Raw genomic sequence first — 12,142 nt, forward strand, 5'->3', positions numbered from 1 at the left:
TCAGTGTTCATGTGCCGGCAAGGCGTAATCATGTATTCGCAAGACTTGTTCGGCGTGTCATTTTCTAAATTCGCTACTCTCGTACTGCTGTTGTGCTAGAAAGTAATCATGTACGTGACGCGGGTGCCCAACCGTGGATCACCGCCGGCGGTGCTGTTGCGCGAAAGTTACCGCGAGAACGGCAAGGTGAAAACCCGCACGCTGGCCAACCTGTCGCGCTGGCCCGAGCACAAGGTGGACAAACTGCAGCGCGCGCTCAAGGGCCTGCCGGGGAGGGGCGATCTGGCCGGGGCGTTTGACATCACCCGCAGCCTGCCGCACGGGCATGTGGCCGCGGTGTTGGGCACCGCCGCCAAGCTGGGCATGGCCGAGCTGATCGACCCCGCCCCGTCGCGTAACCGGGACTTGGTGTGCGCCATGCTGGCCGCGTCGGTGATCGAGCCGGGCTCCAAGCTGGCGATGGCGCGCGGGCTGCGCATCGAGACCGCCACCAGCACCCTGGGTGCGGTGCTGGGCGTGGCGGGTGCCGATGAGGATGACCTGTATGACGCGATGGACTGGGTGGTCGAGCGCCAGGATGCCATCGAAAACTCGTTGGCCGCACGGCATCTGGCCAACGGAACCCTGGTGCTCTATGACGTGTCCTCGGCGGCGTTCGAGGGCCACACCTGCCCGTTAGGGAAAATCGGGCATGCCCGCGACGGGGTCAAAGGCCGGTTGCAGATCGTCTACGGGCTGCTGTGCTCACCAGCCGGGGTGCCGATCGCCATTGAGGTGTTCGACGGCAACACCGCCGACCCGAAAACCCTGGGCGCCCAGATCACCAAGCTCAAGACCCGGTTCGGGCTGACCACCATCGCCCTGGTGGGGGATCGGGGCATGCTCACCAGCGCGCGCATCCGCGACGAGCTGCACCCGGCGCAGTTGGATTGGATCAGCGCGCTGCGCGCCCCGCAGATCAAGGCATTGGTCGACGACGGGGCGCTGCAGCTGTCGCTGTTCGACGAGCAGAACCTGTTCGAGATCACCCACCCCGACTACCCCGGCGAGCGGCTGGTGTGCTGCCACAACCCCGCCCTGGCTGATGAGCGTGCCCGCAAACGCGGCGAGCTGCTGGCGGCCACCGAACACGAACTACAGACCATCGCCGAGGCCACCCGCCGCGCCAAACGACCACTACGCGGGCGGGACAAGATCGCGCTGCGGGTGGGCAAGGTGCGCAACAAGTTCAAGATGGCCAAGCATTTTGACCTGCAAATCACCGACGAAGCGTTCAGTTTCTCCCGCAACCAGGACGCCATCGCCGCCGAGGCCGCCCTCGACGGCATCTACGTGCTCCGCACCAGCCTGCCCGACCAGACACTGCAGCGCGACGAGGTCGTGCTGCGCTACAAGGACCTCGCCGACGTCGAACGGTTCTTCCGCACCCTCAACACCGAACTGGACGTGCGACCCATCCGGCACCGCCTCGCCGATCGGGTGCGCGCGCACATGCTCCTACGGATGCTGTCCTACTACATCAGCTGGCACATGAAACAAGCCCTCGCACCAATCCTTTTCCAGGACAACGACAAACCCGCCGCCGCCGCCAAACGTGCCGACCCCGTCGCTCCCGCCCAACGCTCCGATCAAGCGCTGGCCAAGGCAGCGCGCAAACGCACCGAAAACGACTACCCGGTGCACAGCTTCACCAGCCTGCTCGCCGACCTGGCCACCATCTGCGCCAACCACATCCAGCCCACCGACGACCTGCCGGCATTCACCAAGATCACCAACCCCACCCCACTACAGCGGCGAGCCTTCGAACTACTCGGCGTCTCACACCGCCACGGACTCGCGTAGTCAGCACACCAACACAAAACCCCAGCTCAACCCACTAAACCGCTCCACACCAGGGGGAACTTCGGACTATTCGGCGCCCACCGTAGATGCCGCTGAGCTCGCGCTCAAAGAGTTTGACCGCGATTTCGGTGCGCAATACCCCGGCGCGATCGACGTGTGGCGGGGCGCCTGGCCAGAGTTCATTGCCTTCCTGGATTACCCGGTGGAACTACGCAAGATCGTGTACACGACAAACGCGATCGAGTCCATCCAGCTACGCAAAATCACCAAGAACCGCGGACATTTCCCGGACAAGGACTCTGCGATCAAGTTGCTGTACTTGGGGTTGCGCAACATCTCCAGCCACAGAGGAGGCTATTCGGGGACGGGAACCTACAACTGGACTGTGGCGCTTAACACCCTGGCGAAACTGTTCCCTGGACGGATTCCGTTGTGTTAGAATATAACTCGTTGTCAAGTCACCTCAGACTTACACAGAAATCATGATGGGCTCGTATATCCCCGGGCGCACCGTCTATCACGCCTCGGGCGGCTACCGCGGCGATGGCAAGACCGACGCCAAAGACGCCGCGATCATTGCCGATCAGGCCCGGATGCGCCGCGACCTGCAGCCGTTGCGACCCGGCGACGAGATCGCGGTGGAACTGCGCATCCTCACCAGCCGGCGCGCTGATTTGGTGGCCGATCGCACCCGGGCGATCAACCGGCTGCGGGCCCAGCTGCTGGAATACTTCCCCGCCCTGGAACGCGCCTTTGACTACAGCACCAGCAAGGCCGCGTTGATTTTGCTTACCGGCTATCAAACGCCTGACGGGCTGCGCCGCGCCGGTGCTGCTGAGCTGGCCGCCTGGTTGCGAAAACGTAAGGCCCGCAATGCCGATGCTGTCGCGTCCAAAGCCCTTGCGGCCGCTAACGCCCAGCACACCATCGTGCCCGGACAACACCTGGCTGCCACCGTGGTGGCTCGCCTGGCTAAGGAGGTGATGGCCCTCGACATCGAAATCGACGACACCGAGACGATGATCGAGGAGCGATTTCGCCGCCACCGCCACGCTGAAATCATCTTGAGCATGCCCGGCTTCGGTGTCGTGCTCGGCGCCGAGTTCCTCGCCGCCACCGGCGGCGACATATGCGGCTTCGACTCCGTCGACCGCCTCGCCGGCGTGTCCGGACTGGCCCCGGTACCCCGCGACTCCGGGCGCATCAGCGGCAACCTCAAACGCCCCCGCCGCTACCACCGCCGCCTGCTGCGCGCCTGCTACCTGTCCGCCCAAATCGCCATCCGCACCGACGCCGCCTCGCGCACCTACTACGACCGCAAAAGATCCGAAGGCAAAACCCACACCCAAGCCGTCCTCGCTTTGGCGCGCCGCCGCCTCAACGTGGTATGGGCCATGCTCCGCGACGGCACGGCATACCAGCCCGCACCTACCGCCGCGGCGGCTTGACAACTTCATTGAGAATCTCCTTCACACGGTGTCCCTGGTTTCCCTCCTTGAAGCCTAACCAGAATTCGATTAGATTTCGTATCATGCCGTCCTCCCCGCCAACCGCTGTGACCGGCGTAGTGGCCTGCGCGGCTTACCTGCCCCACCACCGCCTACGGCTCACCGAAATCGGATCAGTTTTGGGCGGCGCGCAGCCCGCCGGCAGCCGGTCGGTGGCCTCCTACGACGAGGACACCACCTCGATGGCCGTCGAAGCGGCACGCCCCGTTCTGCGCGCTCTTCCCGTCGCGTCGACGCCGTCGCGGATCTACTTTGCCACCACTGATCCGGCCTACCTCGACAAATCCAACGCAGCGGTCATCCATGCCGCGCTAGGCCTTCCGCGCAACACGCTGGCCGTCGACCTCGGCGGCGCACCACGCTCGGCCGTGGGTGCCTTCCTGGCTGCCGCCGATTGCCCCGACGGAGCGCTGGCCGTCGTGGCTGACATCCGCAGCGGTCTTCCCGGCAGCGCCGACGAAAAACAGGGCGGTGATGCCGCGGCTGCGGTGCTGTTCGGCCCCGGCACCGCCGAAGCGCCGGTGCTGGCCGAGCTGATCACCAGCGCCTCGGTCACCGACGAAATTCTTGACCGCTGGCGCTCCCCGGGCGCGCGGGCCTCGCGGGTATGGGAGGAGCGCTTCGGCGAACATGTCTACGTACCGTTGGCGATGGAGTCGTTTTCCGCCGCCCTTAAACAGGCCGACCTGGCCCCCGCCCAAGTCGATCACCTGATCGTGTGTGGCCTGTCGTCCCGCGCCAACCGCCAATTCGCGGTGGCCAGCGGCGTTGCGCGCGAGGCCCTCGCCGCCGATCTGACCAGCGTGATCGGCAACCCGGGAACCGCCCAGCCGGGGGTCCTGCTCGCCGACGTGCTCGAACGTGCGGAACCCAGTCAAGTGATCGCGCTGGCGATGCTGGCCGACGGCGCCTCGACGCTGATCCTGCGTACCACCGAGGCGCTCGCCGCCCATCGGCCTTCGGCGCCCACGGTGGCCGATCAGATCGCCGCTACCGACGACTCACTCGGCTATGGCACCTTTCTTACCTGGCGGGGGATGTTGCGGCGCGAACCACCGCGCCGACCCGAGCCCGATGCCCCCGCCGGTCCGCCCAGTCATCGATCGGAGAACTGGAAGTACGGTTTCGTCGGCTCTCGCTGCGAACGATGCGGCACCGTTAACTTGCCGCCCGCTCGGATCTGCTTCAAGTGCGGGTCCGACGAGCCGATGGCTCCTCAACCGATGGCCGATACGCCCGCGCGCGTGGCAACCTTCACCGTCGACCGGCTCGCCTACACGCCTAGCCCGCCCATGATTGCGGCGGTCATTGACTTCGAGGGCGGCGGCCGTTTTCGCTGCGAACTCACCGACACAAGTCCCGACGTCGCGATCGGCGACCAGGTCGAAATGACCTTCCGGCGGCTTACCACATCCGAAAGCGGGGTGCACAACTACTTCTGGAAGGCCCGCCCGGCCCGCCGAAAGACCAAGGAGAGCTGACATGGCCGTACATGGAATCTGCGACCGGGTCGCCATCATCGCGATGGGCTGTACCGCCTTCGGGGAACATTGGGATCGCTCGGCCGATGACTTATTGATCGAGGCGGTCACCGACACCACCTCCAGCGCCGGGGTGACGCTGAGCGATATCGACGCGTTTTGGCTGGGAACATACATGTCCGGCTTGTCCGGGCTGAGCCTCAGTCGGCCGTTGCGGTTGCACGGCAAACCGGTTACCCGGGTGGAGAACATGTGTGCTACCGGCTCAGAAGCGCTGCGCAACGCCTGCTACGCCGTAGCCAGCGGCGCCTACGACATGGCGATGGCTGTCGGCGTCGAAAAACTCAAGGACTCCGGGTTTTCTGGTCTGCTGCGCCCGTCGATACCCTCCGACGGCACCGGCGGTACCCTCGGAACAACCAGCGCGCCAGCCAATTTCAGCTTGCTCGGCCCCGCCTACGCCAAGAAGTACGGGGTCACACCCGACGAGCTTAAGGACGTCATCACCCGCATCGCTTGGAAAAACCATCACAACGGCGCCCGCAACCCCCGCGCGCAATTCCGCAAGGAGGTATCCGCGGAGACAATCTCCTGTTCACCGCTGGTCGCCGGACAACTCGGGGTTTTCGACTGCTCGGGGGTTTCCGACGGCGCCGCCGCCGCGATCGTGGTCCGCGCCAACGACGCTCACAAGTACACCGACAAACCGCTGTACATCAAGGCGCTGTCGCTGGTCTCCGGTGCCGCGGACGGTAACGTCGACCCCGACTACGACTTCACGACGTTTCCCGAAGTCGTCGCCTCGGCGCGCAACGCCTACGCCGAGGCCGGACTCACCGACCCGGCTGCCCAGATCGCGATGGCCGAGGTACACGACTGCTTCACCGTCACCGAGCTAGTCCTGATGGAAGATCTCGGCTTCGCTGAACGCGGCACCGCCTGGAAAACGGTGCTGGCAGGCACATTCGACCTCGACGGTAGCTTGCCAGTCAACCCCGATGGCGGGCTCAAAGCGTTCGGCCACCCCGTCGGCGCCAGCGGACTGCGGATGCTCTTCGAGTGCTGGCTGCAGCTACGCGGAGACGCGCCGGATGACCGCCAGATTCGAACAGTCGCCGCCGGCAAGAACATCGGTCTCACCCACAACCTCGGGGGCGGACCCGGCGAATGCGTCTCCTTCGTCTCGCTCGTCGGCACCGAACCCAACCCTTGATTGATCGGAACCCCGTGACCGCTGACCTCCGTGGAGGAGCAACGATGACACTGATGGGCGTCAGTAATATTGTGCGGCGTAGCACACCGACGCTTGCGACACTGGTCGTGCTGGGTGCCGGGATCATCGCAGCAGGCACCCCTTCCGCACATGCGGACGGTGGTGACCCCGAAGACACGGTCATACCGAACAACAAGCGGCTCAACGATGGCGTCGTCGCCAATGTCTACACTGTCCAGCACCAGGCTAAATGCACCACCGACCTGAAGATCAGCCCGCAGCTCCAGCTAGCCGCGCAGCGGCATACCGAAGACCTGCTCAACAACCGGGCTCTCGACGGTGACATCGGGTCGGACGGCTCGACGGTGCAGGACCGGGCCTTGGCTGCGGGCTATCACGGCACGGTCGCCGAGACTGTGGCCATTCAGCCGTCGTTGGCGATCAATGGCATTGACATCATGGGTAATTGGTACTACCGCCCCGACTACTACGCGATCATGTCCAACTGCGCAAACACCCAAATTGGGGTGTGGTCGCTGAACAGTCTGGACCGCAGCGTCGTGGTAGCGGTTTACGGCCAGCCGGCCTGACCGGCCAGTAGACGGGTATGGCTTGTGGTGCATCTCAATGAGCGAAAGACTCCGATGAATAGCCGATTTGTTGTCGTTCCGGCAATTGCGCTCGCTATCGGAGGTGTTGTCGGCTGCACATCGCTGGCGGCTTTCAAGCCCAAGCCCGGGACGCTGCCGCCCGAGACAGCGCAGCTCACCATCAACGACACGACCGCCGACACCACCAAGGCAGTGCAGTGTTCGACGGTAGATTCGTTAACGACGATCAAAGCTGGCGATGACGATCGGGGGGGCGACGGTGATGGTGTCCAATGCCGGGCCGCTGACCGTCAAGTTCGTCAGGATTCGTAACCTCAGCGGCGTTACCGGTGATTACAACCTCGGTCTAGAAGGCGACGCAACGATCGCGATGAACGGTGCCACGTACGACATCACGGGTGCCGTTCTCGGGTACAGCCCTACAGCAATTGCGCCGATGAAGCAGTCGTTCCGGATCAAGGTTTCATGCTGATGCGTCAGACGGTGACGTCCGCGCGCCGAGACTAGGATCCGCTGTGGGCTTCCCCTGAAAACGTGGAGGTTTCCGTTATGCGGCCTCCGGTTGGATGGCCGTGATTTTTTCGTATTCGACGGGTGGCAGCAACCCGGCTGAGCTGTGCTGAGGTCGGGTGAACCCGGCGATCACCAGCGCCTCCAACGCATTGGTCTTATTCTTCCTGCCCGAACACCGGGCAACAGAGTCGCACAACAACTGGACCACTACGACGGCCTCACCCCACTTCGGCAACTTCGACAAAAAATCTCAGTTGTTGCTGTGCCGGATAGGCTGTGGAGGTAGGATTTTGGGGTGGTACGTTTCATTGCCGTTTCTGCGGCCACTCTCGGAATCGCGTTGACCGGCGTTCATCCCGTAAGCGTCTCGAATGCCTCGCCTTCGAACGCAACACAGCAGTGTACCTTCGACCTCATACCTCCAAAGGTGCTGCGGATTTCGGGTGTGAGCTTTGTGACCGCAACTGTGAAACCTGGATCATGCGGGGAAGTCAACCCCAACTTTTCAGAGGTGTGTCTGTCGATCGAGGGACGGGATTCGGCCGGGCAGTGCGCGTGGAACAGCGGTCCAGCACCGGCGGTGCTTTACTACACCTACGTACAAGGTGCGACGTATGTCGTGAAAGGCCAAGGATGCGTTAGTCTTTTCGCGCCGCCCTACACGATGTGTCAGGACATTGCCCCATCGCACGTCACGCTGTAGGGCTGACCGCGGCATGCGCTCCGCGTTTTTAAACGGGGTCGAACTCGGAGATCAACCAGTGCTGGTTGATCTTGTCCAGGGTCACCCGGACGCTCGAAATCGAATCAGTAGGCGAGTCCGTGCCGACGACAGTGGTCTGGTTGACGAAGATCAGGACCACTGCATGGTTGGAGGTAGCTGACACCGAGGCAGCCGCGGGCACGGTGGCGACTGTGGAGATGTGTTTCTGCTTAGCGCCCGGAATCACGACGTCATGGATCAGCTGGTTGTAGGAGTCCCGAAAGGTTCCGGTCAACCGGTCGCGGGCTGTGCCTAAGTCCTTTTCGACAGTGTCGGGCCGATAAGACAGCAGGGCAATGGCGGATTCCTTGGCCGCCGCAACGGATTCGGTGCGGGCAGCCGCTGAACTGCCCATCGATGAATTCTGCCATTTCAAGTAGCCAGCGGCCACCGTCAGCAACAAAGCGAGGCCGGGCAGCACCGCATACGCCAACGACCGCGACCAGTTGATCCGGCGTTTGGCCTCAGCGGGCTCAAGGGCTTCGGCGTGCTTCTCATCTTCCGACTCATCCGAGGTTGTGTCCGCGGCGTCGCGCGTCTTTTCGCGGTAGCCCGCCTTTCGGGGTTCTTCGCTTTCCGTTGCTTCGGTGGCGGCGACCTTTGCATGGTCCTGGTCGTTCGCCTTGTCGTTTTCCACCCGCACAGTTGCTGGTTCCTTATCTATGTCAAAAGGACCCCGTAAAGGTCCACTGGTCCTCTCCTGTTGTTTTATCGGGTTGTCGGCTGTTCATGATCGCGAGTCGGCGTTAAGGGATACGCCCTTCAGTGCGGCGAGGACGTCCGTAACAAAGCGTCGTCATCCCCGGACTGGCGGATCTGTAATCGGCGGCGCCGCCGGAATGCAGCTCCATCATGGCACGAACGCGACGTTGGCGACCTTCGCCTCATCGCCCGTCTTTTGCACCGTGATTCGCATTCGCCACTCCCGCGGCGCCTGGTCGGCCGCGCCCAGATTCGAGGTCTTGACGGACACAGCCACCAGCACCTGGGCTTCGTCGCCTGAGTCGGATTCCAGGCCCGCTTCCGTGACCGTTCCTACCGACTTCGAGTGCGCCTTCTTGACCACGTCGATGAAGGGTTGCTTGCGCTTGGAGAAATCGTCGTAGAAAGGGCCGGTCGCTGTGTCCAGAATGCGCTGAGCATCGGCGTCGGCGTGTTGCCAGTCGATGGTGCTGAGATTCAGCGCACCCTGCCGCCCGACCTTAACGAATAGCTCCCGCTGCTCTCGGGCCTGATGCAACTGGTAGGCGTGAAATCCCAGCCATGCCACCAGGGCCGTCATGGCGGCCACCACAACCATGCCGATCACCGTTGCCAGCCGCACATGTGACATTGGCTGCTTGATGGCCGCAGTCACTTCAGTGTGACCTGCCGCAGTATCATCAGTATTTCCTGACCCACTGTCGGTCTTGTCATCAGCTGTGGCGTCACCGGAGTTTACTTCGTCAGCAGCGCCTTCTACCTGCGGCTCGGCGCCGTGTCCGCCTGTCGGTGCGAAGGAGCCCTCATCGGGGTGGCCCTGTGGCGTTTCGCTGTCGGCTATTTCGCTTAGCTCCCGGTCGGGGGCGTCAGCATCTGTTGCCATGTCTTCTCCTTATCAGCGCCGTGCGCCAAGTTGGATTGCGTGTAGAGCTGCCCGTCTGGTCCAACGTAGGTGCCGGTGGCCGGGTCATACTGTGCGGCCGCTATAGGTAGCGGCGCGGGACCCGATGAAGGCGGCGGCGAACCAGGTGATGCTAACGCGGGGGGTGACTGTGCAGGTGGTGATTCACCCGGGTCGAACTGGGGAACGCCTTGCCCCGTGAACGTCGCGTTGGGGTCTCCCTTCCAGTTGAAGCCGTCGTTGAGCGGGATGTAGTCTTGGCTACTTTCGCACATTTTCACCGTCGCGGCACGCTTGCCGGGCCGGGTTTCGCATGGATAGTTGCGCGCGCCACGCACAGCGGTGAGATTCGAGTCTTGCGGTATGCGACAGTAGACGTTGCCCTTCGGGCGATCCGGGTAGTCCTCGAAGCTGGCCGCCCGCTGTTGTTGGATCGGAAAGAACCCGGTGGTGCATGGTGGCGGCAAGTTGAGGTTCAGGTTGAAGTCCAGAAATGCACCCTTGTAGTCCTGCTTGGTGTTCTTGTTGGGCACCTGGATCGCTTGGATGGCGGCCGCACCCTGCGGCAGCAGCACCAGGAGTGCCTCCAGGTTGTCCCGGTAGGTGACCGCCACCTCGCCGACGCTGACGAGATTGGCCAGCACGATGGGCAACGTTGGCTGCAACCGATCCAGCAGTGCGCGCACCTCGTCTGCCGCCTGCGGAGCCTTCCGCAGGATGCCCTGGACGGCAGTGTCGTTGGTCTGCAACTGCTTGGTGACGGTCGCCAGGTGGGCCGCCCACGCTCGAATCGAATCCGATGACTCGGTTTGGCTGTCCAGGATTGGCTTTGACTCGTCGATCACGGTGACGAGTGGGTCCAGGTTCTTGCGCGCGTCCTTGGCCAGAGTGGTCGCGCCGTTCACGAGCCGGGACAGTTCCGGGCCCAAGCCGCCGAAAGCGATGTAAGACTCGTCGACCACGGTTTTCAGGTTGTCGCGCGGGATCGCGTTCAGGCCGCGATTGGCCGCCGCCAGCAGTGAGTTGATATTCGGGGGAAAAGTGGTGCGGTCCGCGGGGATCACGTCGCCGTTTTTCAGCGGCGGGCTGTTCCCGTTGCGCGGCAACAACGCAAGGTATTGCTCGCCGACCGCCGAGAAACTGTGGACCTGGATGCTCAGATCGTCCGGGATGTGGGTGCCCGAATTTAGCTGAAGCACCGCCTCGGCGCCCGTGTTGGTTAGCCGCACATCCGATATCCGCCCGACATCGACGCCACGGTAGGTGACGTCCCCGCCCTCATAAAGACCGTCTGCCCGGGCTAACTGCACCCGCACCGTGTACGTGCCAACGCCGAAAAACCTGCGCGGTAGCTGATAGTAATAGCCAAATACGGCCCATAACCCGCCCAGCACGATCACTGCGAAGACCGCCAACTGGATTCTGGTTGCCCTAGTCATACGCATGTCACGGCCCCTGGTTGAAGTGGTACGGAATGACCAGCGGGTTGCGCGCGGTATAGGGGCTGGGGAGCTGACCGATGGTGCGGCCCCACTGCAGCTCCAGCTCTGTCAAAGTTCCCTCCCACCGAGTGCCGGTCAAAAACGCCGCGTCAAGTCGGCTCAGCGTCAAGTCGAAAACACCGGTTAAGTTCGCGTAATCGCCCCGGAGCCATTTTGCGAGCGTTGGCTTGGGGAACGGGAAGGTTCCGTAGAAATCCAGTGAACGGGTCAACGCCGGCCCGGCGTCGGCCAGTGATTGCAGCACCGGGCCGAGATCGTTCAGTTCCTTGACCAGGTTCACCTTGGTCTGGTTCACCGAGTCGGCGGCAAGCGCGCCCAATTTGCCCAGCTGAGCCAGCGCTTCGGCGAGGTTTTGGCGCTCGTCCTTGAGCACAGCCAGCGCGTTCGGGATGGTTTTCAGCGCCTTATCAACGACCGGCTTCTGATCGGCGAAGTGACCGACCAGGTTGTTCAGGCTGTCGGTCGCGGCGATGATGTCATCTTTTTGGTCGTTGAGGTAGGCGATGTACTTGTCGAGTTGTCCGATCAGGCTTTTCAGTTCTTGGCCGCGACCGGAGAAGGCTGTGCTCAACGCTTCGGTTATGTCCTGAAGCTGACTTAAGCCGCCCCCGTTGAGCAGCAGTGAAAGTGCGCCCAGCGTCTGTTCGGTTGACGGATATGCGCCCGCGGAAGACAAAGGGATCAGCGACCCGTCGCGAAGCGTGCCCTTCGGGGGCACGTCTTTGGGTGGCGCCAGTTCGATGTGCAACGAACCCAGCAGGCTGGTCTGTCCGAGCGTGGCAGTCGCGTTGCCCGGCAGGTGGACGCTGCCGTCGAGCTTCATGGTGACCAGCGCATGCCAGCCTTGACGTTCGATTTTGGTCACATTGCCAACGGTCACATCAGCGACTTGGACTGGAGAGTTCTGTTTGAGGTTCTGCACGTCGGGCATCTGCGCTTGAATGGTGTAGGAACCAGGGCCACCGCCTTTGGTTCCCGGCAGCGGAAGCGAGTTCGCGCCCCGGAAATCACGCGCGGCGGCGCAGCCCGACAGTGCGGCCACGGCCAGCGCCATCAGAAGTCCCGCACCGGTGCGGCGTAGGTGCCTGGGTCGGGTCATCAAGTGA

General features: G+C 63.1%; 11 protein-coding genes and 1 pseudogene. 7 read left to right on the plus strand and 5 right to left on the minus strand.

Features of this window, described 5'->3' with window-relative positions; genetic code table 11:
• Positions 1-108 precede the first annotated feature (108 nt).
• From MHEC_RS24290 to MHEC_RS13560, 7 genes and pseudogenes are all read left to right on the plus strand, one after another.
• On the plus strand, positions 109-1,842 hold the full coding sequence (locus MHEC_RS24290; RefSeq protein WP_236591495.1) for an IS1634 family transposase: 1,734 nt from the start codon (positions 109-111) through the stop codon (positions 1,840-1,842).
• Positions 1,843-1,909: 67 nt separating this feature from the next.
• Positions 1,910-2,281, plus strand: a pseudogene (locus tag MHEC_RS24295) (transposase); the annotation flags it as partial.
• A 43-nt stretch (positions 2,282-2,324) separates the two neighbouring features.
• Positions 2,325-3,290, plus strand: a complete 966-nt coding sequence (locus tag MHEC_RS13535; RefSeq protein WP_414018095.1) for an IS110 family RNA-guided transposase — start codon at positions 2,325-2,327, stop codon at positions 3,288-3,290.
• Between the two features lie 83 nt (positions 3,291-3,373).
• Entirely contained in the window at positions 3,374-4,831 is a 1,458-nt protein-coding gene (locus MHEC_RS13540) for an OB-fold domain-containing protein (RefSeq protein ID WP_048893513.1), read from the plus strand.
• A 1-nt stretch (position 4,832) separates the two neighbouring features.
• On the plus strand, positions 4,833-6,044 hold the full coding sequence (locus MHEC_RS13545; RefSeq protein ID WP_048893512.1) for an acetyl-CoA acetyltransferase: 1,212 nt from the start codon (positions 4,833-4,835) through the stop codon (positions 6,042-6,044).
• Positions 6,045-6,097: 53 nt separating this feature from the next.
• The gene (locus tag MHEC_RS13550) at positions 6,098-6,634 is read left to right on the plus strand and encodes a CAP domain-containing protein (protein ID WP_082170018.1); all 537 of its coding nucleotides are present in this window, start codon (positions 6,098-6,100) and stop codon (positions 6,632-6,634) included.
• A gap of 259 nt (positions 6,635-6,893) precedes the next feature.
• On the plus strand, positions 6,894-7,127 hold the full coding sequence (locus MHEC_RS13560; protein ID WP_048893511.1) for a lipoprotein LpqH: 234 nt from the start codon (positions 6,894-6,896) through the stop codon (positions 7,125-7,127).
• 75 nt (positions 7,128-7,202) lie between these two features.
• Here MHEC_RS13560 and MHEC_RS13565 read toward each other — a convergent pair whose 3' ends face one another.
• The 5 genes from MHEC_RS13565 to MHEC_RS13585 all read right to left on the minus strand — a co-directional run bounded on the left by MHEC_RS13565 (position 7,203) and on the right by MHEC_RS13585 (position 12,135).
• Complete coding sequence (locus MHEC_RS13565) at positions 7,203-7,412, minus strand: hypothetical protein (protein WP_152967080.1); 210 nt, start codon at positions 7,410-7,412, stop codon at positions 7,203-7,205.
• Between the two features lie 487 nt (positions 7,413-7,899).
• Positions 7,900-8,574 (minus strand): hypothetical protein, encoded by a 675-nt coding sequence (locus tag MHEC_RS13570; RefSeq protein WP_048893510.1) that lies wholly within the window; start codon positions 8,572-8,574, stop codon positions 7,900-7,902.
• Between the two features lie 207 nt (positions 8,575-8,781).
• Positions 8,782-9,516: a hypothetical protein gene (locus MHEC_RS13575; RefSeq protein WP_048893516.1), complete on the minus strand. Its 735-nt coding sequence runs from the start codon at positions 9,514-9,516 to the stop codon at positions 8,782-8,784.
• Positions 9,480-10,979: an MCE family protein gene (locus tag MHEC_RS13580; RefSeq protein ID WP_048893509.1), complete on the minus strand. Its 1,500-nt coding sequence runs from the start codon at positions 10,977-10,979 to the stop codon at positions 9,480-9,482. Before MHEC_RS13580 ends, MHEC_RS13575 begins: the two co-directional genes overlap by 37 nt.
• Before the next feature lies 1 nt (position 10,980).
• A complete protein-coding gene (locus MHEC_RS13585) occupies positions 10,981-12,135 on the minus strand; it encodes an MCE family protein (protein WP_082170016.1) in 1,155 nt (384 codons plus the stop codon).
• Between the last annotated feature and the right edge of the window lie 7 nt (positions 12,136-12,142).

Source organism: Mycobacterium heckeshornense, assembly GCF_016592155.1.
Taxonomy (GTDB): Bacteria; Actinomycetota; Actinomycetes; order Mycobacteriales; family Mycobacteriaceae; genus Mycobacterium; species Mycobacterium heckeshornense.

Excerpts from the sequence above, each read along its gene's own strand:
- MHEC_RS13550 (WP_082170018.1), top strand. The coding sequence starts at position 6,098 with ATGGGCGTCAGTAATATTGTGCGGCGTAGCACACCGACGCTTGCGACA.
- MHEC_RS13575 (WP_048893516.1), bottom strand. The coding sequence starts at position 9,516 with ATGGCAACAGATGCTGACGCCCCCGACCGGGAGCTAAGCGAAATAGCC.
- MHEC_RS13535 (WP_414018095.1), top strand. The coding sequence starts at position 2,325 with ATGATGGGCTCGTATATCCCCGGGCGCACCGTCTATCACGCCTCGGGC.
- MHEC_RS13580 (WP_048893509.1), bottom strand. The coding sequence starts at position 10,979 with ATGCGTATGACTAGGGCAACCAGAATCCAGTTGGCGGTCTTCGCAGTG.
- MHEC_RS24290 (WP_236591495.1), top strand. The coding sequence starts at position 109 with ATGTACGTGACGCGGGTGCCCAACCGTGGATCACCGCCGGCGGTGCTG.
- MHEC_RS13560 (WP_048893511.1), top strand. The coding sequence starts at position 6,894 with ATGACGATCGGGGGGGCGACGGTGATGGTGTCCAATGCCGGGCCGCTG.
- MHEC_RS13545 (WP_048893512.1), top strand. The coding sequence starts at position 4,833 with ATGGCCGTACATGGAATCTGCGACCGGGTCGCCATCATCGCGATGGGC.
- MHEC_RS13585 (WP_082170016.1), bottom strand. The coding sequence starts at position 12,135 with ATGACCCGACCCAGGCACCTACGCCGCACCGGTGCGGGACTTCTGATG.
- MHEC_RS13540 (WP_048893513.1), top strand. The coding sequence starts at position 3,374 with ATGCCGTCCTCCCCGCCAACCGCTGTGACCGGCGTAGTGGCCTGCGCG.